We start from the raw sequence: 21364 nt of genomic DNA, 5'->3' as shown, positions 1-21364 counted from the left end.
CGGCAGTGGCGTTGGTTTTCGTATACGAAGAAAATTGCCTATTTAGAGAAAACAAAAAACGCCTCTCATCCCCCACAGGGACGAGAAGCGTGTCGCTTTCGTGGTACCACCCTTGTTCAGATTATCCGCCAGTATCGTGTTGTTTTGCTGCCTATCTTGCTTTTCTGGGTTGCGAATAATCCCTCTTTGCCGGATACGGCCTCGTCAGAGCGCTCAATCTTTTTCTCTACTTCTGGCTCTGCCCTGGTGACATATCCTGTCCTCGATAACGGGGGACGTTCCGAAAGAGTACTACTAATTCTATCGGCGTAGAACGTTCGCTCTTTAGCTTGCAGGCCCATTCCATAGCTGTGCTGATATCGGTTTCCACCATCCCCGACTCTCTGGCATCGTCGACAGGCTATGTACTTTTCCTGTTCATCGCGTTCGGTATTTCTTTGTGCGTATGAAAAAAGTATAGTAACAAATTTGTGTTCTGTCAAGTGCTATATGCGCGCATTTTCGCTTTCTTCATTCATATTTTGCCATCAGGGCCTTTACACTTTTGACATATGTATGATTGAAGATGCCGTAGTGATCCAGGTTCCAGGAGCCTTCGTTATAGGCGCTGACCACCTTGTCCAGGTCGCCATCATAGCGCTTCCACAATTTGTAGAGGTAATACGTTCCCAGGCGGATGTTGTCCTCAAGCTTATAGGGGTCGCGCCTCGTACTAATGGTACTGTTGAGTGCCTTCGCCGTATAGGGCATAAGTTGCATGACACCAATGCCGCCATCCTTGGCGATGACGTGCTGCTTCCAGCCGCTTTCCTGCCAGGCAATTGCCAGAACAAGGTCCGCTGGAAGACCATAGTCGTTCGCGTACTGGCGCAGCATATCTTCCACCTGTGTCTTTGAGGAGCTTTCCAGTGCCGTGTAGGCATACCAGCGTACACTTCCATCTTCTAATATTCCAGCTTCTTGTATCGTTTGGGGCAGACAGAGCTGCTGGCCATAGAGAATCAGGTTCATATTCAGCAGGTAATTAGCCTGGGCGATATCCGCTAATGAGACCCCAGATTGTTGCGCGATATGATTGAGGTTATCTCCCACCTGGACGGTATACCATTTGCACTCCTTGCCCGCCCCTGGATCGGCTGCGAAGGTCTGGAAGTGGAGAAAACTCATCGTAAACAGGAAGAGGAGCAAGACACCCAACAACGGCGATGGCAGCATCCCTCTGCCCCGTCTCTTCTGCAAAAAGTATTTTCTCATCTTGCACTACCCCCTCCCCTTACAACTTTCTGCCTGCAACACATCTTTAATATAAACATCTCTTGTATAAGCACATACCAATTCTTAATGTCTTCTCGCGCCTGCGGCGCTGGCTTGGGTAGGGAGTGTGACGCATGGTGGCAGCCTGCGGCTGCCACCATGCGTCACACTCCCTACCCTTCTGCTGTGCTGAAATAACGCTCTTGACGGCTTTTTTCCTGCATGTTACAGTGAGGGAAAATGTCTACGCATATGACTGGCTAGCAAGTTTGGAGAAACGGGGCCAAGAATGATGAAAGCAGGCGAAGCGCTGAGCGCGACGGTCGAAGAATATCTGGAAAGTATCTATAACATGAGCGTTGAAGGCGAACTCGTGATTGGCGCGCGTCTGGCCGAAAAATTTGGGGTCTCCGCGCCTACCGTGACGGAGATGCTAAAACGCCTGGTGAAATCTGGATACATTGAGATGGACAGCAAACGCCATATCACCCTTACTGAGGCTGGTTATGAGGCGGCGGAGGCCGTGCTACGCCGTCACCGCCTGACCGAACGTTTCCTGGTGGATATGCTGGGAATGCAGTGGCACCAGGTGCATGAAGAGGCCTGCCGCCTCGAGCACTTTATCTCTGGCGCGGTCGAGTCGCGTGTGATTGCTAGCCTCGATCTGCCTCAGACCTGCCCCCATGGCAACCCTATCCCCGGCATCGTTCCCAATGCTCGCACCTATCTCAAGGACAATCATGCCCTGCGCCTCTCCAGTGTTTCCGAGGGGCAGCAAGTCACTGTGCTCTGTATCTCTGAAGTCGTTGAGGATGAAGAGGCGTTGATCCTCTACCTGCATCAGAAAGGCATTACCCCTCGTATGCATGTGACCGTGCTTTCGCAGGAGCATGTGGAGCCTGACGTCGATCCCACTGCTCGTGGCGAGCAGTTCTTGCTACAAGTGGATGGACGCCAGGTCGCGATTAGCAAGGCTTCTGCCGCTAAAATCTGGGTCGTTGCTAACTAATGTCCATTCCCTCTTGCTAACGTGCCTTCTCATCTTACACTTCTTGTCAGGACCAGCCTGCTCACATGTAAGCGCGTGCTTTAGCAGTGCGGGCAACATCAGGCTGGTCTTTTCGTCTCATTCTTGGACGAGATCGACGCATATTTGCTATACTGCCTAAAAATAAGGATGTTGGCCTCGTTCTCTTCTTTACGGCGAGAACAAATATATCTGTGCGTCTAAATACTTACTACTTATTCGAAAACCTGAGCGCGCTTGTCCCCGAATGGGGGAAGCGCTAGGCACGCGAGTGATGTTGGGTTTCGGAATAAGATCTTAGCGAGATTGTGTGAAAATGTTATGAATGATGAGCATGAATCTTCTCAGTTGAGACCTTCCCTGGATGCAGAGTGGCAGAAGGCACCAGCACAAAAAAGACGTGCAGGCGTGATCTTGTCTGAAGAGTTAGTCAATGCACAGACCGAAAATTCGCGTCGAGACTGGCTCATTGGGATAGGCATGGTGCTCTCCTTTATGCTCTACTATCTGCTAGGAAATACCAATCTCCCCTTTGGGATCTTGAACGATCCCCATGTTGTGCCAGCCTCGCTCCTGCCCTTCCTGGGCCTGCCTTTTCTCCTTATATTTCTGGTCCTGGCCTGGATGCGCCTCCCTCTGGCCCTGGCACTCTTTCCATTGACGCTGCCCTATTTTCAGGATCATTACCCAAAGACCGTCTACAAAACTCTGCATTTTAGCCTGGCCGAGATCGCCATCTTTGCCCTCTTTGCGCTGGCGCTGGGACAGCTTGTCTTGAAGAAGGAGGTGCGCGCCTCTTTCTCCTGGCGGGCGCTGCGTGAGCGTCTCGGCCCCTTCCTGCTCCCGGCTGCGATCTTTCTGCTCGCGGCCTGTGTATCAGTCGTCATTGCCTATTCACGTAGCAATGCCCAGGTGGCCCTGCGCAAAGAAGTGCTGCTGCCGCTGCTCTATGTGGTGCTGGTCCTGGGCTATATTCGCACACCACGCCAGGTAACAAATCTGCTCAAGGGGCTTATTGGCGCGGGTCTGATGATTGGCCTCTTTGGTGTGATTCAGTATTTCTTCATGAAGAATACCCTGGCTCAAGAGGCTGATGGCGTGCGCATTCATACCGTCTACGGCAATGCGAATAATATCGGTCTCTTTATCGATTATGGGCTTCCTATTGCCCTGGCCTGGCTGGTAGCGCTCAAGCTCTCCTGGCGCCAGCGCCTCCTGATACTTGTGCTCTGTCTCCCCATGCTGATCTCGATCTTCCTGACGCAATCGCTCGGGGCCTGGCTGGCCCTGGGAGCCGCGCTCCTCTTCATCGGTGCGCTCTCCCTGCCCAATCGCAAAGTCTTGCTGATCGCGACGGTTGTCTTGCTGGTCGTCGCAGGTGTCGTCTTTGCGCTCTACCATGACCGTATCCTTGGCTTTGTCGTGGGACGTCACTCCAGCCACGGCGTGGGTACGGCTGAGAAGCGCATCTATCTCTGGCAATCCGCCTGGCATATGATCCAGGATTATCCCTGGTTTGGTGTTGGGCTTGATAATTGGCTCTGCCACTATAGCCTCAACAGCGTGTGCCACACATCGATGTACCACTACTGGATTGTCAAAGATCCTATAACTGGTGCTTCGACGGGGATGAGTGATGAGCCAACGCTCTCACATCCGCATAACATCTTCTTGCATGTCTGGGTAAGCATTGGGATCTTTGGCCTGCTGGCCTTTATAGCGCTGCTGGTACTCTTCTTCTGGACCTTCTCTCGCATCCTGTTGCGCTTGCGCACGGCTCCCCTGGCTGAGCGTGCCGTCTATCGCTGGCTGGTGGTAGGTGTTGGTGCCTCCATGGTGGCAGCCCTGGTGCAGGGTCAGATCGATAGCGCCTTCCTGGAACAGGATCTCGCCTACTGTTTCTGGTTGCTGTGTGCCGCGTTGCTCATTCTGCGCCAGCTCACACAGACCGCCTGGTGGCGCGAAAAAGCCTAGAAAAGGAAAAGTAGGGAGTGCAGAGGGGCATCAGCCCCTCTGCGTCATTTCCCTCCCGCCGCAGGCGGGATGAAGCCCTTTCAGACGAAATTGTACAGAGTAGACTAGTCTTTTGTGAGCGGCCTCACAGTAGGAATGCGAGGCCGCTCATAGCTATCTTCTCCCGATCCCTGTTACACTACAAAAAGAGTTTTTTCGGGAGAAGATATATGCTATTAGACATCCCCGTGATGACATTGCTCGTCTGGTGCGCCTGTCACTTTGTGGGTGACTTTGCCTTTCAAAGCACCTGGATGAGTCTGGAAAAAGGTAAGAGTTGGGAAGTCAATTTTTATCACTGTGCGACCTATACCGCTGTCTTTGTGCTCTTTGCCCATCCCTCCTGGCTGGCAACACTGCTTCTTTTTGCGACCCATTTTATTGTTGACCCACTGAAGGCGCGCTATAAACTCATCGGTCCCATCTGGCTTGATCAACTCCTCCACATCTTAACCATCGTCCTTATTCTCGCGTTCAAATTCTAGCTATGGCGTTTGTGGCCGGCGCGATGCTGCTGACGCTTTTACAATGTATAAGAAAGAGGGCGTTGCAAACCTTGCAACGCCCTCTTTCATGTGTATTATGCACTAGCTTTGTTCAACCTGGGGACCGTTCTCGCCCTCTGGACCACTTGGCTTCTCACCCTTGCCATAGATGAACGTAGAGAGATCACTGCGTGTCTCCTCCAGGATTTTGTGGAGCTGCGTCAGACGCTGAGCATCTCCACCTGTGCTGCGCGCCGCGATAACGAAGAGGCGTGCGACTTCGGCAGCCTCGGTACGTAGTGCCTGTACCTCTGGTGCATCCCAACGCTCAACGCGCCCCGCGAAGCGCTCCCACCAGGGGTTATGTCCAGGTGCGCCCCCTGCGGGATTTGTCTCCTCCGCCTTGCGCTCGCCCAGGAAGGCACGCCCGGCGTCGGTGATGTGATAGATCTTCTTGCCCTCTTCTACGGTCACGGTGACCAGGCCGCGATCTTCAAGCATTTGTAATGTTGGATAAATCGAACCCGCGCTAGGGGCATACAGGCCGTTCGATTTCTGCTCCAGGGCCTTCATCATCTCATAGCCATGCATAGGGCGCTCTTGTAGAAGCTCTAGCAGGGCATACTTCATATCACCGCGCCCAAAGAAGCGCTTCTTAAAGCCTTCAGGACCAAAGGGACCCTCAGGGCCAAAGGGACCCTCGGCTCCAAATGGGCCATGCTGACCAAAGGGGCCGTGAGGACCAAAGGGACCTCCAGGGCCAAACCCGCCGCGACGACGCATCCACATCCCGAAGCCTCTTGGACCATGATGTTCATGATGACCATGATGTCCATGGCGCCTCTCAGACTCCCAGGGGGGCGTCCACCCCTCCCAGTCTCCGCCGGCGCCCTCAAATGCAAAATCTTTTCCAAATCTGCGTGGCATTGCTGTCCACTCCTTTCAAGATGGTGTTGTACTTGCTGTTCTCATTGTCATTTGCTCAATACGATATATCGTTATTGATAATATAAACGATATATCGTATTGTTGTCAAGACCCAAATGTAGCAATATCTCGCCTGGCGGTAATTCACCTGAATTTGTGTCCACTTTTTATCCGAATCTTTGCTCATTCACCCGAGTTTGTGCTGCGCTAACGATATACTCATGTGCGTTTGTTAGATAGTAGCTTCTCTTTTTGTACGATTGAGTGGAGTGGTGGTTCGATGGACACGTAATCTACCAGATCTTCGACACGTCACGGTACCCCAGGATTAGATGTTTTCAAAATTGCGGGGCGATCAATTTCGGGTTTTCTGCCCGGCTTCAAGGTAGAAGGTCATCAATCCAGTCGTTTACAGAAGACGTGACAATGAGTCGTTGCGTTGTATGTTCTCCACCAAATTGGTGGTCTGATCCTGATTTTCTTGCTAGAAAATGCTCTACATTGCCATAATATACTTCAAGAGGTCGAATGTTCAAAAAGCAAACCGAAAAGGAGTTTCTTGATGATAACAGACACATCCCCATTGATGAGTGTGTACGAAGGCTGGGATGGCCATCAGCGTAGCTTGATACGAACCATTGCTCCACTCTCCCCCCAACAGTTAGCCTATCGACCTGCACCCCATCTGCGCTCTGTAGGAGAAATCGCTAGCCACCTGAGCCTGGGACGGGTTGGTTGGTTCCAACGGATGCAAGCACCTGGCAGCAAGGAGGTCGTTCATCAGGTCAATGGATGGGAAGAGGAGCATCGTATTGTCGAAAATGCGGCGGAACTCGTCAGGCGCCTGGAAGTGACCTGGCAAATGATCGAGACCACACTCAACTCCTGGACGATCAGTGACCTGGCCCAGACGTATCAGCATACGTACTGGGGAAAAACCTACGCGATCTCGCGCCAGTGGACGATCTGGCGCATCATGTCCCACGATCTTCATCACGGTGGGGAACTCGTCATCCTCCTCGGCATTCAGGGTATCAACGCTCCCGAGCTTGGTGATCTGGGCGGACATATTACCGAACCTCCTCTAGCTGAGCCATCCTGATCGTACCGAGGACGTGTTACGCTCTTTGCTGGAAGGCGAGAAGCAATCCATCGATATGTCAGCTCCTCGTGCATGTCATTCAGACTGCCGATGGTTCTCTACTGTACCACCAACACTCTCCGACTCTCTTGCTTTCCGTAAAGGATATTGTAGCTGCATACTTGCCTTCCAGGAGAAACAGGCAAAACACGAATGGCCTTCTCCCAACCTGCACTTACATTGAAGAGCAACTGGAAGTAATGCAGGGTGTTATCACTTTTCTCAAGCTGGTTGACTGATGAAAAGCTTCCCTACTCGACTCAAACTCTCTCTGTGAAGGATTTTTCGTTGTTCCGATTCTGAAGTATATTAGGGTTCCTTTTTGCCACAATATGCTACAAATCTCAAACGTGGAGATATGAGCACGGCATTTGCGAATGCCCGCCACATATTCGCGCCTCTTGGGACACCCTGCTGGATAGCGCAGTATTCCATTGTCCTCCTTAAATCCAGTAAAACGCGTGCTCCTTCCTATGGATGGAAAGCTCCCATGGAAGAAAAAGAGACAGGCGAAACGCAAAATAGGAAGCCGCTCTTTGGATAAGGGCGGCTTCCTGTTCTCAGGAACGACTCAACAGAGTTGGTCTTACTCGCTCTCTCAATGTGGAGGGAGAGGGGCGGGTGGCGCAAATCCCTCACTCCGTAAAAATTCTTTCACATCAGTGATTCCCGTAATATGGAGCCAGACTGGTCCTTGGTCTGGCTCCATCTCCAGTTTGAAGTGAAAGAAAGGGCAACAGAGGCGTTCGTAGCGAAGAAACGCCACCACCGTTTGCAAAAGGTCTATCTCATCGGCGAGCCGCAAGGCATAGCCGGTTTCGAGTTCTCGTACTTCTTGAGCGGAGGTAAAGATGCGTTTGGTGTTGGCTTGATGCAGAGGTCGAACCTCTTTCGGAATGGCGGCGCTATTGCATGCCAGGACCGGGTCAGATGGCTGAAATGACATTGCTGAAATCTCCTCTTATCTTGCATATTTCTTGCCCCAAGCATACAATTTCAAGTGAACTTGAAGTCAAGAGGGAAAGGAAAAAGCAGAGAGATGGAAGAACTGACCATTGGGGAAGTGGCGCGCCGGGCAGGGATGAGAACATCCGCCTTGCGTTACTACGAAAGTATGGGCTTACTCCCAACCCCTCGTCGAGCCTCTGGAGGGCATCGTCGCTATAATGCTAGCGTTCTTGAGTTGTTGGCCATCCTGCGGATGGCTCAACAGGCGGGGTTTACTATTGCTGAGATGCATCTGCTAGTCGCAGGATTTGACGCTTCGACGCCAGCATCAGAGCGGTGGCAGTCGCTTGCTCAAATCAAACTCAAAGAGGTTGAGGCCATCATCGCTCATGCCCAGCAGACCAAACGGATTTTGGAGCGTTTGTTACAATGTGGCTGTCTTCATCTGGGGGAATGCCTTCAAGAATACCAGAGCAAGGGGCTTTCACCCATTCTTGCATCATCAAACGAAAGCGAACAAGGCGCTCTGTTCTCTCGAAACAAATCAGAATGTGATGGGAATCAATCTCACTTCTGAGGCTGATTCACGCAAGATGGCTTTCTTGTAGCAACCTCGTTGCGCATTCCGTGGGTACTGACGAGAACCTCTTACTTCGTCGGCACAACAATTTGTTGTTTCTCCACGCATGCCGTTAGTCTTTTCCCACTTACGAAGAAATTGCAGCCAATCTTCTCGCCCATTGGTTCTAGGGAGATATACGTAGCGTGAAATTCATGTGGACTTGAGATTGGCGTTTTGGGGACGTAGGTTTGGCGCAAGAAGAGCTCTTTGCTAGCGTGATGTTACCGCAAGGAGGGCAAGGGAAATCAGCATTTTCCTTCTTCTCTTTCTAGTGGTTGTGCCCAAAACTGGGGGCTGTTGGCTACACAAATGCTCGATGAGATGGATGGCGCTGCCAATCGGCATTGAGAAAGTCGGTTCGCAACGCCACCAGTGCTGTGGCATTGTCTCGTTTCCAGCGCATCCCTCGTCGTTTCATACGCCGATTGATGACCAGAGACACCGCTCGCTCAATAATCCCACTGCCCACCGGATAGCCTGCCTGTCTCCATGCTTCATACGAGCCGATCCACTCCCGTTGCTCCTGCAGATAGGTCACAGCGGCTTTCAAGGCCTTGCCTTCCCCTTTCTCTTGCCAACTCTGTAACCGCTTGACAGCTTGATCGACCTCGCCATGCCACAACCAGCTTTTGATCTCAGTGATCTGCTCGGTGAGCCAGGTCTCAGGATATTGCTGGTCGCGTTGGGTCTCTCGAATGGCTTTGCGCACCACGCGCCAGAGATGAAACCAATCCAGGATATGTGTCGCCTTGGCAAAGTGCTGCTTGGCTTCTTGCTTGATCCACTGCGCCCCATCAGCTACCACCACGCTCTTGGCTTGATCCAGTCCCACCTCACGGGCCGCTGCCTCAGCCAATATCCCCAAGGCTTTGGAAGGGGCAAAGGTGGCCACGTAGCAGCGTTTCATCCAGCGAGCTCGCTGGTGAACTGGACCCAGTCGCTTTCCTTTCGCACTGCGCTTCGCCAGCTCATACCAGGTCAATTGCGAGGGATCAGGTTGCGCTTTGGGCTCTTGCACCTGCTTGTTGCAGGCAACCACAGCCACCTTGCCTTCCATGCCTCCCGCTTGCTCGCAACTGTGCGTCCAGCCCCCATCCATGCCCACCACGCCAGCTTCGCCCTTCCCTTCGTTGGGAGCTGCGTTCAGCACCTGCTCAGCATGCTGCTGCTGGACACAAGCTTGTTGCTCTCCTTGCTGCATCGTGAGCTGACGAAGTTCCTCGGCACTGATCTGAGCCCCACTCAAGCGTTCCAAGAGCTGAGTAGCATGCCGGTAAGGCCAGGAGCTTCCTGCAAGCACGGCTGCCTCTCGCAGGCCAGGGCTCACCTGCTGCCCACGCAGATCACGCAAGAGATGACGGGCTGGACACCAGCGATGCAAACAGTGCTGACAGCGGTAGCGTCGCAAGGCCAAGCGCACTCGGCCAAAGACCAGCAGCACCCTTCGACCAACGGTGCCTTCCACGCGCACATCGTCATTTTTACATCGAGGACAGCGCCGCTGGCGCTGTTCCCACTGCCTGATAGCCTGTTGCAAGGCCCTACACATGCTTTGACGGCCCTGTGTCACAATGGCCTCTTCCAAATCAGCCAAACCTGTAGTTGCAGAAACTTCGAGCGTGAGCGATACTTGCACTTGCATGAGGGCATTCTCCTTTGGATCTTCAGATGTTGCGTTTCTGTTTCCAATACGGAGAAGTCCTCTTGTTTTCTTCAACCCCCTCTTTTGGGCACAACCCTTTCTAGTATACTGGAATAATGCCTAAAAAACATCGTCCAAAGGGCTGGTGTGTGTTTTCGTTCTCTCCTGTATGATATGGGTCGTCGTACGCTCAAATCATCAGCAGGGCTCTATGCTCTGTTGCTTCAAGGAGACAAACTCATGCAGATTCGACGTTTCAGCTCTGAGCTCAAAATCAAAATCCCTGGCAATCATCCTGGTCTGTACGGTGTACCTATCCAGCTCCAACGTGGACAGGTCCCTCCTGAAAAACTGGAAGCGCTTGCCAGGCGTGTCAATGGCATGCCTCTGCTGCTGGATGCTGAACTGCAGGTGGAGGCGATGTACTTTGATCCGCATGCCCACATAGAAGAACACTCAGCAGATCATCCGATCCTCTTCCTGGTCATTCACGGTCAGGGAACAGTGCGTATCGGTGGCTCCACGGGGGAAACGCGTGAGATCCAGGCTGGTGACGCCGTTCTTTGGCCTGCTCATGCCGACCACACCGTCTGGACAGGGGACGAGGAACTCCATGCGATTGTGATCAACGCATTTCAAGACAAGGCTGCTCACTGACATTCTTGGCAACGTTCTTGCCTTCCGTCTCGATGGCGGTTCTCCATTTATGTGGCCACCGAACATGCTAGGCAGATCTTGGTGAAATTTGTGCAAAGGTTCGCGTAAAAAAAGCGCTGAATGTTCGATGCGATGGTCCTCAGCCCAGTATTTTCGCTCGAACATTCAGCACAATTACCACCTTCAAGCCGGAGGAGGCTCAGGCTGATCGTCGCGAGCCTGGTTGCCGAGAGAGCGAACAGACACGCCCTTGATATAGATACGTCGTATCCCTTCTAAGATCTGTTCTGGCGTGTATCCTCGCCTCTGCCGTTGAAAGAGATAGAGGGCAGGATCGGAGGTTGCGATGAGCGCATCGGCGGTGTAGATGGTGTCCAGCGGCGCAAGTTCCTCCTGGGTAATGGCTTCCTCAAGCAAATGCACAATGAGGCTATGGGAGGCCCGATAGTACTGCGTGCCAAACTTCATCTCTCGTCTCTCAGCAGACGACGTATCCATGATGGCCACCAGGAATGGTCCTTCCTCCTCGATGAAGGTGATACATCTCTGGAGGACGCTGTCTAATCGCTGTAATGCTGACCATATTTCCCCATCCTGGGCATAGGCCTGGATCTCCTCTAAGAATCGCTGGGCGCTCTCATTAAGCAGATCCAGGATCAATTCGCCCTTGTGGGCGTAGCGGCGATAGAGCGTCCCCTGACCAACGCCTGCTTCCTGGGCAATCTGGTGCATACTGACATCCTCAACGCCTCGCTCGGCAAACAACTGCCGAGCCACCCGCAAGATTCGCTGGTCAAAATCGGCTGCCTGACGCCGTTCTGGCCTCCTGCGCATCCCCGCTTCCCTTCCACTGCGCTTTGCTATAACACCCCGTTCCTGCTGTTTCCCTGCTTCCATAGCACCTCTCTTTGTGTGATCTCCTCTTGACAGGGGGACAGTTGTCCTTTACAATCTCCCTATTGAGGACAGTTGTCCTTATATGGAGTATAAGGCCTCCCGTAACCCTCGTCAAGCACAGATGAAGCTTGAAGCACGATGCAAAACAGAGCACGTGTTTGTCTTGAAGGTCCGGGATGGCATAGCTAGCTCGTGCTCATGCCGCAGACGGCTGCCACATGACCTGTTTTCCGTCATTGAGCAAGAGGAATACGAATGAAGGAAGGTATGATGACGACCAGGCACCTTGTTGATCCTGAGCTTGTTGCTCTCCTTGACCAGATTCCTGCCACCGTATTAACTGATGAAACCCTGAGGCAGATACGCGCCATGAGTTCCCAGGCATCTGCGGACTTGCCCCAGTTTTCTGCTCTTTCCGTGAGCGAGCGCTTCATCCCTGGCCTAGAAGGGGCGCCCGATGTACGAGTGCTGGTTTACCTGCCAACCTCAGTACAGGGAGTGGTCCCAGCCCTGCTCTGGCTTCACGGGGGCGGGTATATTATGGGTTCGGCTGACGCGGAAGATCTCACGGTCAAAAGCATCGTGTCAGCTCTCGGGTGTGCTGCCATTTCGGTGGACTACCGTCTGGCCCCTGAGACGCCCCATCCTGGTTCGGTCGAGGATTGTTACGCGGCCTTGAAATGGCTCTCTACTCATGCCGGCGAGTTGGGTATCGATTCGAATCGGATCGCGGTTGGCGGCAGCAGCGCAGGAGGAGGGCTGGCCGCTGCATTAGCGCTCTTGGCACGTGACCGTGGGGAAGTCCCCCTGGCGTTCCAATTTCTGCTCGCTCCGATGCTCGATGATCGCACGTGTACACTAGCAAACCCGCATCCGTACACGGGGGAATTCATCTGGACGCCGGAGGCCAACCGCTTTGGCTGGAGTTCTTTGTTGGGCCAGGAACCTGGGGGGCCCGATGTTTCGCCCTATGCTGCGGCGGCACGTGCTGAGCATCTGGAGGGCTTACCCGCCACCTTTCTCTACGTGGGTGCTCTCGATCTGTTTCTGGAGGAAGATCTGGAGTATGCTCGCCGCCTGATGCGAGCAGGCGTGCCAACGGAGTTGCACGTCTATCCTGGCGCCTACCACGGCTTCCGTATGGTCGCCGACGCCCAGGTGACACAGGCTGCCGCGCGAGATCTGTTAGCTGCCTTAAAACGCGCGTTTGATCTATCTCGCCGCTCAGACAAGCACCTCCCGGCCTACCACTCCTGAAATCGAGAGAGGGGGACATTTCTCGAAAGCCTCCTTCCCTTGGGGCAAACAATCTCATGGAAAGCCAGGGCGTCTCCTCACGAATTATTTGCGTCCACCTAAAATATCTTCGAAAAGCGCTCCAATTCGCGTTTAGTTCGGTAAAGTCAGTTCTTAGCAATATCCTCTATGCAAAGATACGTGCCAAACGGCTCGAAGGTTTGCTGTAAGAGGGCGCGGAAAGGAAGAGGTAATGAAGAATGTGACAGGAACGACGCTCAATGGTTATTACCTCTTCAGGCGGCTGGCTGTGGGGCAGGTGGCCGATGTCTACTGTGCGCGGTCGGCCCACCTGGAGGAGGGAGAGGTCGCGGTAAAGGTCTTTCGGCCTGGATACGCCTTGCACTCGCTTGCACGCCGCTATTTTCTCTCTGAGTCGCGCAAGATCATGCGTTTTCAGCAGGAGTATATCCTACCGTTGCTGGCGTATGGCGAGGAGCATGGCTTGCTCTATATGGTGACCCCTTTTATTGTGACGGGGACATTAGACGATTTGCTAGGTAAGGTTGGGGGGCGCTTTTCAACGATCCAGGCTCTATCTATCATACAGCAAGTATGTTGCGCCGTGCAGTACGCGCATGAGCATGAGGTGCTTCATGGAAATTTGAAGCCTTCGAATATCTTTGTTTCTGCGGATGGGCGGATGCTGCTAGCAGATTTTGGCATTGCCTGTGGCTATGATGAGCGCCAGCAGTCGCTGACATGTGTAGGCTGGGGATCGGCTGCCTATGCCGCCCCTGAACAATCGCTCGGCGTTTTGCGCCGCTCAAGCGATATCTATGCGCTTGGCGTCTTGCTTTTTCGCCTGTTGACGGGCCACCTGCCGTTTGTGGGCGAGACCCCATCCGACGTATTACTCAAACATGTACGGGAGGCGCCACCTGCCCTGCGCAGTTTCGATCTCACGCTCTCTTCATCGGTAGAGCAGGTGGTTTTGCGCGCGTTACGGAAGCGAGCGGAGGAGCGTTTCGCCTCGGCACATGAACTCAGCCAGGCTTTTCAGCAGGCCGTGATGTCTGAACGTATTGTCCTGCCGCTTTCTCCGCTTCTGGAGCCTGCGCCGTCCCAGCCGCAGGAGCATTGCGGGCATAGGCCATTCATGGCACCCGCTACGCTTTCGCAGCCTGTGACCGGCTTCCAGTGCGAAGAGCAGTCAGTCGAACCTGCCCCCATATTACGTAAGCACGAGGTAATTGGCCTGTTGACCATGGCTAAACCTGTACAGGAATCTACTTCCCCTGTCGCATCCCCTCTAGGCATTCTGACAGCGGCCCCTACGGAAAACCAGGTTCTCGCCAGCGCCCAGGCCTTGCCAGAGCCGCAGCCTCCAGACCCTGCCGAAGACATGCAGGCTTGCTTCCTGGGCCTCCTCTGGAGCCAGTGGCTGGCGTTGCTGGTCGTCGTCCTGCTTTTACTCGGCCTGGTAGGCGCCCTGCTCTCATCTTTCTATTTTCCGAATGGCTAATGAGAGCAGTCGCCAAATTATAGGGTCCATGCTTGCATGGCCTAATACGCATCAACTTAAGGGTTCCCGCTCATGCGAAGAGACCCTGCTGCGTCGTCCAGCAGGCCCGCTACCCATGCAGGAGGGGCCTGGGAGTGCTTCTAACCCCCCATTCGGGGGCACAGGGGCCAACCACCAGGCCCCTCCTGCTGGGCGGCTGCACTTGCCTCGTGCGCCCCACGCCCAGCCGGAAGAAAAAGTAGGTGCGCCCTTTAGAAGCACTACTTTTTTCTTCCGGCTGGGCGTGGAGATCGAGCAGTCATTCCTTAACTTGATGCATATTGGTCCATGCGGCCACAGCCTCTAGGTCCAAAATAGTTTTAGGTCAAAATAGTTTCGCGTTTGTCTGACCTGGCCAGGCGCGTGTAATAACTATGCGTTGCCAGCGTCCAGAGTTCCTGGAAAAAGGCTGGATCGCGTCTCTCAAGCTGCTGAAGCAAATAATTTTGTTGCTCAAGACTCACACTACAAAAATTTCCTCCCGCGGCCTGGTTGAGGTCCTGCAGTACCACGCGTAGGCGTTTAATGTTGACCATACGTGGAACTTTGTTGCTGGAGCTGGGGAGGACATAAAAGAGGAACTCATCAATAAGTTGAAGGCTCGATGGCGAGGGAAAATCGTCATCTGATGGAATAAGTAAATCTATGATCGAATTTAACTGTGTCCGTTCCTCGTAGGTGAGGGCTAGCGCACACATCTGCGAGGTCGGCGTCTGCCTGAGCATCTCTCTCATTGGGGGAGTCCTTTTATAGTTGAGCTTATCAACCGTTACTACCTTACCTAATAGTATCATATCCATGAGGTTTTTATCAACCAAAGTTCAGCTTGTATGTTTCGCGCTGTTGTGGCTGTTGTAGTTGAATAATAGTCAAAGACACACTATCTTACTGCTCTACGTATAACGCATATCGAATTGCTGATACAAAGTAGTGACGCTGCTCCTTTTTTACCGGGTAGGAGCTTGCTCCGCCTGTCTCCGCACAAACGAAAAAGCCGGTAGACTTTCTTCAAGTGGTAGGAGGCAGCTTGAGATCTCTCCCCGTGCATCGGTGACAAAGGAGCAGATGAGATCTACATTTGGATCGTAGTTGGCGCTACGTAGCTCGAAGCTATCGTAGTGATAGTGCTGGAGCTCAAAGTCCAGTTCGTTGTAGCGCAGGCGCAACCTCGCGTCTTCCTGCGTGATGGAGATGCATCCATATCCTGGATGCTCAAATACCCCGGTGTATGCCTCTAACTCATGAGAGGGGTGGGTCTCTGCAATATGTGCCGCTTTGTGCGCTGTGCGACGCTGCTCTTTCTCGGTCGCGCTCAGGCGATATTCTTGCTCAAAACGTGTGTGCCAGTCTACTGTTTCCAGTTCTAGCAGGCAATCCAGAACATAATAGGCGACGAGACTCTGGACGGGCCCGCTATTATGGTTGGTCAGAACTACGAGGCCAAGCTGTTTCTCTGGCATGAACGCGCTCAGCGAGCTGAAGCCATCGATATTGCCTCCATGCCGCACCAGGGTCTCTCCCCGGTATGTATTTACCGACCAGCCAAGGGCGTAGCTATCATAAAAAAGCTCTTTGTATTTGCGCTCTTCGGGTTTGAAAACCTGTGGGCTGTGTATCTCCTGCATTTGTTTCTGTGAGATCAAGCGCTGTCCATCATAGACTCCTTGCTGCAGGTGAAAAAGAACCCATTTGCTCATATCGATGATGTTGGTATGGATACTGCCGGCTGGCCCAAGTGTCTGCCAGTTGCTATACCATTGCATCTCCTCCAGACCTTCACCTATCTGGCGATAGGGAGACGCGTAGTTCCCTGTTGCGCGCGCCGATTCGGCATCAAAAACGCTATCCGTCATTCCCAGTGGGGCGAAGAGGCGTTGTTGTACAAAGCTCTCCCAGCTCTGGCCCGCTACTACCTCTACCAGGTGCCCCGCCGCGACATACATCAGGTTCTGGTATTGCCATCCCTGGCGAAAACTTTTATTGGGCGGCAGGTATTGCAGACGCTTGACGAGCTCTTCTCGTGAGAGCGCCGAGGTATACCAGAGCAGTTCGTGACGTGGTAAGCCGGTACGATGCGTGACCAGGTCGCGGGGCGTGACGTGTTCGCTGGCATAGGAATCATGGAGCTTGAAATAGGGCAGGTACTCCTTTACTGGCCGATCCCAGTCCAGTTTCCCTTCATCCACGAGGAGCGCCATCGCGCCGGTGGTAAAGGCCTTGGTGCAGGACCCAATTGCAAAGCGCGTTTCAGGCGTCACATCAAGGTTGTGTTCCAGGTTTCGTTTGCCGAAGCCCTGCGTATAGAGCACCTCGCCCTCTTTTATGATGGCGATTGCCAGCCCTGGCGTGTGCCAGCGCTCCATATGTGCTGTGATAAAGTTTTCGAGCGCGTTCAGAGTCTCTCTCTTACCGAATTGAGCCATGTATTTCTTTTCTTTACTGTCCTGGCTAAGCGGATGATGGATGTCTGTCAGTGGATCGTGGCTACTATATATGATTGTCTAGTCAAAGGTCAATGTCTTGTTCTCGTAAATGAGTACGCGGTTCTCGGTATGTAATCTCACCGCCTCCGCTAAAACCCTGCGCTCCACATCGCTTCCCTTGCGGACGAGGTCTTCGGTATTATCACGGTGATCACAGTGGATGACATCCTGGGCGATAATGGGTCCTTCGTCGAGATTGTCAGTCACATAATGGGCGGTGGCCCCGATGAGCTTGACGCCACGCTCAAATGCTCGCTGATAGGGATTGGCCCCTACGAAAGCCGGGAGGAAGCTATGGTGGATGTTAATAATCCGGTGGGGATAGGCGGCAACGAAAAAGGGTTCGAGGATCTGCATATAGCGGGCTAGAATCAAAAAGTCTACCTTGCCATCAAGGAACTCCAGGATGCGCTTTTCGTCGACGGTACGTGTCTCTTTGGCGACGGGAAAATGGTAGAAGGGAATAGCATACATCTTTGCCAGTGGCTCTAGCACATGATGGTTGCTGATAATAAAGGGGATATCCATCTGCAACTCGCCGTGCTTCCAGCGCCAGAGCAGGTCTATCAGGCAGTGATCTAGCTTGCTGACGAAAATGCCCACGCGTTTGCGCTGCTCCGAATAGGCGACGCTCCACTGCATCTGGAATTTTTCCGCCAGTGGCGCGAAGGCCTCCCGTAGTTCTGTGGGCGAGAGCTTGAAGCCCTCCGCGGCAAAGCTCACACGCATAAAAAAGCGGCATTCCTGCTGGTTGCTTGAATGCTGTGCCGACTCGACGATATTTCCCTGGTGCTCAAAGATGAAGTTTGAGACTGTGGCAACGATGCCAGGACGATCTGGACATGAGATCAACAGAGTAATCGTTGGCTTCGCGATAGACATCAAATGCCCTCCCACCATACGCAATGAAGTATATTGAGCGTATTTCGTTCCCCGCCTCTAAATAGGGCAGTATGCCTCGTTGCAGTCTCTATCATAGACATCTTTTCTAGCTTTGTCAATGCATGCCATCCTATTTTGGCTACTCTTTTACCGCTTATTCATTCTTAGTTGAGCTTTCAGTTTGCTTTATCGTAGCCCTATGCTTCCCGGCTTCTCAAGACTTCATATGGGTGGAGCAGAGTCTTCTGAGAAAGGGATACTTGCTTCTGTTCAGCCAGAGTCAGAACATGCTATAATCTGTGAACGTACTCCCGGTTTCTAACCGGGAGCTTCTACGCCGTTGCTGACGTTGGCCGCGTCCCGACCGAGAGTTGCTTGTATCCTAAGTTCAGGATGAGCTTGGCTGAGTTCGTGTCCCTATCCAGTTCGGTACCACATTCGCAGGAATGCCACCGCTCCGACAAGTCTTTTTTGACGACCGCACCACATCCTGAGCAAAGTTGTGATGTCATGTAGAGATTCACAAAGAGGACGCGGCGCCCGGCCCACGCTGCCTTGGTGCTCACCATCTCTGTGAAGGTTGCCCATCCTGCATCAAGAATCGATTTGTTTAATCCTGCCTTTGCGCTTGCCCCATTGGGAAGATATTGGCCCGTTTCCTCATCTTTTTTGGGCTTTGGCCTTTTTGTGAGGCTCTTAGTTTGCAAATCTTCAAACACGATGACTTGATACTGATTGACCAGCTTGCATGATGTTTTATGCTGGAAGTCTCGGCGCTGGTTGCGCACCTTACGGTGACACTTGGCGACTCGTTGCACTGCTTTCTTACGTCGATGACTCCCCTTTTCTTCCTTGCAAGAGCTTGTTGTGCCTTTGCCAGCTTTTTCTCTGCCTTGCGAAAATAGCGGGGGTGGTCAATGAACTCGCCAGTGGAGAGAGAGGCAAAGTGAGTCACGCCCAGGTCAATGCCAACGTCTTCATAGCTCGTCGGCAAAGGCTCAGGCTTGCCAATCTCGCAGGTGAACACGGCATAGAAGTCCTCTCCCTCGCGCTTGATGGTCAAGGTTTTGATGCAGCCTTCGATATTTCGATGCAAGTGCAGCTTGACTGTGCCGATCTTCGAGAGATGCAGATTGACCTTGACCATCTCTTTTTTGTTGGGTGGATGTTGCCGTTCGTCGAGTTTCCAGCCAGCTCTATCGGGATAGGTAAAGGACGTGTACCGGTTGTGTCCCTGGAAGCGGGGGTAGCCCGGCTTTTGGCCGTTTTTGACTCGTTCAAAGAAGCGGTCAAAGGCCCGCTTGAGGCGCAAAATCACATCTTGGAGCACATGAGAAGCAATCTCCTGGTAATCTGGCCGGAGCTCTTTGATGTCAACCAGTTCGCGTTTTTGCTCGTAGTAGCCAATCGCATGTGTACGGGTAAGATGCTTGCGAGACTCCTCATCGTAGTAGTTGGGATGGCGCTTCACCATCATCTCGTAGGCGTCGCGGCGCTCTTGGAGGCCAGCATTGTAGAGTTCTCGGCAACGATGAAGCACCTCGTCCAGCTTAGCTGTCGTGGCTTTGTTAGCATAAAGACGGTATTTAAATGCTTTCATACTCATCGTCTTGTCTCCCTTCGCCCGTTTCAGGCACACGGGAAAAATAGTTTGTTGCTGATCTTAGTATATTAAAATCCAAGATATTTGTCAAGATAAAATCCAAGATATTTGTCAAGATAAAATCCAAGATATTTGCAAATGAATACATCTTGACGCATATCTTAGTAAGAAGTATGCTTGAAGCAATCTTAGAGAAGGGAGGAATTATGTCAATGCCTACTTTGAGGGAAATCCGAGAATCAAATTACATCAGCCGAAAAGAGCTATCAGACTTGGCTAATGTATCCGAATCTACTATTGTTCGGATTGAAGATCCGACACACCGTACCACTCAAGAAGTTGCAGCGAAAGTACTAGAAGCTCTCAGCAAGAGAGTAGGAAAACAGTTTTCGATAGACGATGTTGATGGTCTCAATATCTACAACGTCATGCGGGATCGTAAACAACGCACAAAGGACTATCAAAGGAAATATAATGAACTAGACGAGGCTGCATATCCCCTGGTGTGGAGTGTTGAGACTGAGCACCTCACAATACCACTCCATACCACTTGGCTAGCAGCTTTATTATAGCTAAGTGGCCGCCTACCTACTATATAGGTCAGGTATTGGCTTCGCAGATGCAGTGTATTTCTTGTTCGACAAACGTGGCAATCTTGCTGACAAGAATCCATTTACGGTATTTTGGACACCATACAAATGGTAGCCAAGTTTGTATGTGATTTGTTTGGTGTACTGTTTATCCATACATGTCACGCACAGCAGATGTTCTAACTCTATGGAGCGTTGTTAGGGCCGTCGCATCCCCCTGTCTTTCTAAGCAGGGTAAGGCGGCCCGTTTCCTCAAATATATTAACCAAAACCTATGTCGGGAGAGAGTTTCATGGCCATGCCTACTATACAAACTGAAATACTACCTATCAATTCCAGGCAACCAGAAGAGCGTATTCTGGCACACGCGGCCACCCTCCTGCGCGCGGGCGAGCTTGTCGTGTTCCCTACGGAGACCGTGTATGGCCTGGGGGCTGCGGCTCTGCAACCAGCCGCTGTTGAGAAGATATTCGCGGCCAAAGAGCGCCCCTATAGTGATCCCTTGATTGTACATATTGCCTCCGAGGCCGATATAGAGCAGCTCGTGCGCGATATCTCCGAACAGGCCCGGCAGGTGATGCGCCACTTCTGGCCCGGCCCTCTTACCCTCGTTCTGCCAGCCCATCCACGTGTGCCTCGTCTCGTAACCTCGGGGCTGGATACCGTCGCTATCCGTATGCCCTCTCACCCGGTCGCCCTTGGCCTCATTCGTGCCCTTGATGCGCCTGTTGCCGCGCCCAGCGCCAATCGCTTTATGCATGTAAGCCCTACGACCGCACAGCATGTCGAGGCCGATCTCAAGGGACGCATCCCTTTGATTCTCGATGGTGGAGCCAGTACTGTCGGGGTCGAGTCTACGATTCTCGATATGAGTTCAGAGCTGCCAACGATCCTTCGACCAGGCGGTGTGAGCCTGGAGGCATTGCGCGCCCTTCTTCCCCAGGTGCAGCCGCCACGCGTTCGCTCGCTCGCCACTCCTGATCTCGCGCATGAGGCCGAGGCGCAGAAGTCGCCTGGGCAGATGTTGATTCACTATGCGCCTCGTGTGCCCGCCTTCCTCTTTGAAGGCGCATCAATGTCCATGCGCCACGCCATGCTGCTGGAGCTTCAGCGTCGCCAGCGCCAGGGCGAGACCGTGGGCGTCTTGATCGCCGATGAAGATGTGGCGTATTTTCAATCCAGTGGCGCCTCGATGTATGTTCTTGGGAGTGAAGATGATTCCACAAAGGTTGCTTCGCGCCTCTTCGCTGGCCTGCGCACTCTCGAAGACGCCGGAGTCGATGTGATCCTCTGTCGCGCCTTCCCTGAAACGGGCCTTGGCCTCGCCATTCGCGACCGCCTGCTCAAAGCCACCGGCGGCAAACTCATTCCTTGCTAACCTCGCCGCCCCCTG

At 52.9% G+C, this 21364-nt stretch carries 18 protein-coding genes and 1 pseudogene; 10 read left to right on the top strand and 9 right to left on the bottom strand.

Going from position 1 to position 21364, the window contains the following annotated elements:
- Positions 1-510 precede the first annotated feature (510 nt).
- Positions 511-1254 carry a LysM peptidoglycan-binding domain-containing protein gene (locus KTE_RS05170; protein WP_201379239.1) on the bottom strand — a complete coding sequence of 248 codons (744 nt, stop codon included), beginning with the start codon at positions 1252-1254 and terminating at the stop codon, positions 511-513.
- A 289-nt stretch (positions 1255-1543) separates the two neighbouring features.
- Here KTE_RS05170 and KTE_RS05165 point away from each other — a divergent pair, with 289 nt between their 5' ends.
- The 3 genes from KTE_RS05165 to KTE_RS05155 all read left to right on the top strand — a co-directional run bounded on the left by KTE_RS05165 (position 1544) and on the right by KTE_RS05155 (position 4779).
- On the top strand, positions 1544-2263 hold the full coding sequence (locus tag KTE_RS05165) for a metal-dependent transcriptional regulator (RefSeq protein ID WP_201371704.1): 720 nt from the start codon (positions 1544-1546) through the stop codon (positions 2261-2263).
- A gap of 432 nt (positions 2264-2695) precedes the next feature.
- Positions 2696-4255 (top strand): O-antigen ligase, encoded by a 1560-nt coding sequence (locus KTE_RS05160; protein WP_201379232.1) that lies wholly within the window; start codon positions 2696-2698, stop codon positions 4253-4255.
- A 209-nt stretch (positions 4256-4464) separates the two neighbouring features.
- Entirely contained in the window at positions 4465-4779 is a 315-nt protein-coding gene (locus tag KTE_RS05155) for a DUF3307 domain-containing protein (protein WP_201379231.1), read from the top strand.
- Positions 4780-4881: 102 nt separating this feature from the next.
- Here the strand turns inward: KTE_RS05155 and KTE_RS49230 are convergent, their stop codons facing one another.
- Positions 4882-5706: a PadR family transcriptional regulator gene (locus KTE_RS49230; RefSeq protein WP_201379230.1), complete on the bottom strand. Its 825-nt coding sequence runs from the start codon at positions 5704-5706 to the stop codon at positions 4882-4884.
- A gap of 562 nt (positions 5707-6268) precedes the next feature.
- Here KTE_RS49230 and KTE_RS05145 point away from each other — a divergent pair.
- Positions 6269-6808: a DinB family protein gene (locus KTE_RS05145; protein WP_201379229.1), complete on the top strand. Its 540-nt coding sequence runs from the start codon at positions 6269-6271 to the stop codon at positions 6806-6808.
- Positions 6809-7445: 637 nt separating this feature from the next.
- On the opposite strand, the gene KTE_RS05140 is transcribed toward KTE_RS05145, so the two are convergent.
- Positions 7446-7793 (bottom strand): hypothetical protein, encoded by a 348-nt coding sequence (locus KTE_RS05140; RefSeq protein WP_201379228.1) that lies wholly within the window; start codon positions 7791-7793, stop codon positions 7446-7448.
- 93 nt (positions 7794-7886) lie between these two features.
- Here KTE_RS05140 and KTE_RS05135 point away from each other — a divergent pair, with 93 nt between their 5' ends.
- Positions 7887-8372: a MerR family transcriptional regulator gene (locus KTE_RS05135; RefSeq protein ID WP_201379226.1), complete on the top strand. Its 486-nt coding sequence runs from the start codon at positions 7887-7889 to the stop codon at positions 8370-8372.
- A 346-nt stretch (positions 8373-8718) separates the two neighbouring features.
- On the opposite strand, the gene KTE_RS05130 is transcribed toward KTE_RS05135, so the two are convergent.
- Positions 8719-10059: an ISKra4 family transposase gene (locus KTE_RS05130; RefSeq protein WP_201378069.1), complete on the bottom strand. Its 1341-nt coding sequence runs from the start codon at positions 10057-10059 to the stop codon at positions 8719-8721.
- Between the two features lie 240 nt (positions 10060-10299).
- On the opposite strand from KTE_RS05130, the gene KTE_RS05125 reads away from it, so the two are divergent.
- Entirely contained in the window at positions 10300-10716 is a 417-nt protein-coding gene (locus KTE_RS05125; RefSeq protein WP_201379225.1) for a cupin domain-containing protein, read from the top strand.
- 183 nt (positions 10717-10899) lie between these two features.
- On the opposite strand, the gene KTE_RS05120 is transcribed toward KTE_RS05125, so the two are convergent.
- On the bottom strand, positions 10900-11613 hold the full coding sequence (locus KTE_RS05120; RefSeq protein ID WP_201379224.1) for a TetR/AcrR family transcriptional regulator: 714 nt from the start codon (positions 11611-11613) through the stop codon (positions 10900-10902).
- A 270-nt stretch (positions 11614-11883) separates the two neighbouring features.
- Between KTE_RS05120 and KTE_RS05115 the strand changes: the two genes are divergently transcribed.
- Together KTE_RS05115 and KTE_RS05110 are read left to right on the top strand one after the other, a co-directional pair.
- Positions 11884-12870 carry an alpha/beta hydrolase gene (locus KTE_RS05115; protein ID WP_201386977.1) on the top strand — a complete coding sequence of 329 codons (987 nt, stop codon included), beginning with the start codon at positions 11884-11886 and terminating at the stop codon, positions 12868-12870.
- A 232-nt stretch (positions 12871-13102) separates the two neighbouring features.
- A complete protein-coding gene (locus KTE_RS05110) occupies positions 13103-14374 on the top strand; it encodes a serine/threonine-protein kinase (RefSeq protein WP_201379223.1) in 1272 nt (423 codons plus the stop codon).
- A 359-nt stretch (positions 14375-14733) separates the two neighbouring features.
- Here KTE_RS05110 and KTE_RS05105 read toward each other — a convergent pair whose 3' ends face one another.
- From KTE_RS05105 to KTE_RS05090, 4 genes and pseudogenes are all read right to left on the bottom strand, one after another.
- Positions 14734-15147 (bottom strand): gluconate 2-dehydrogenase subunit 3 family protein, encoded by a 414-nt coding sequence (locus KTE_RS05105; protein WP_201379222.1) that lies wholly within the window; start codon positions 15145-15147, stop codon positions 14734-14736.
- 213 nt (positions 15148-15360) lie between these two features.
- On the bottom strand, positions 15361-16836 hold the full coding sequence (locus tag KTE_RS05100; protein WP_201379221.1) for a serine hydrolase: 1476 nt from the start codon (positions 16834-16836) through the stop codon (positions 15361-15363).
- Positions 16837-16914: 78 nt separating this feature from the next.
- Positions 16915-17778 carry a formyltetrahydrofolate deformylase gene (purU, locus tag KTE_RS05095; protein WP_201379219.1) on the bottom strand — a complete coding sequence of 288 codons (864 nt, stop codon included), beginning with the start codon at positions 17776-17778 and terminating at the stop codon, positions 16915-16917.
- A gap of 332 nt (positions 17779-18110) precedes the next feature.
- Positions 18111-19378, bottom strand: a pseudogene (locus KTE_RS05090) (RNA-guided endonuclease InsQ/TnpB family protein).
- 176 nt (positions 19379-19554) lie between these two features.
- On the opposite strand from KTE_RS05090, the gene KTE_RS05085 reads away from it, so the two are divergent.
- Together KTE_RS05085 and KTE_RS05080 are read left to right on the top strand one after the other, a co-directional pair.
- On the top strand, positions 19555-19953 hold the full coding sequence (locus KTE_RS05085; RefSeq protein ID WP_236600288.1) for a helix-turn-helix transcriptional regulator: 399 nt from the start codon (positions 19555-19557) through the stop codon (positions 19951-19953).
- 316 nt (positions 19954-20269) lie between these two features.
- Positions 20270-21349 (top strand): L-threonylcarbamoyladenylate synthase, encoded by a 1080-nt coding sequence (locus KTE_RS05080; protein WP_201379215.1) that lies wholly within the window; start codon positions 20270-20272, stop codon positions 21347-21349.
- Positions 21350-21364: the final 15 nt, after the last annotated feature.

It is taken from the genome of Ktedonobacter sp. SOSP1-85, assembly GCF_016587415.1.
In the GTDB taxonomy this organism is placed as follows: Bacteria; Chloroflexota; Ktedonobacteria; order Ktedonobacterales; family Ktedonobacteraceae; genus Ktedonobacter.
The sequence above is the reverse complement of the archived record's forward strand: the minus strand, read 5'-3'. Positions and strand labels throughout refer to the sequence as shown.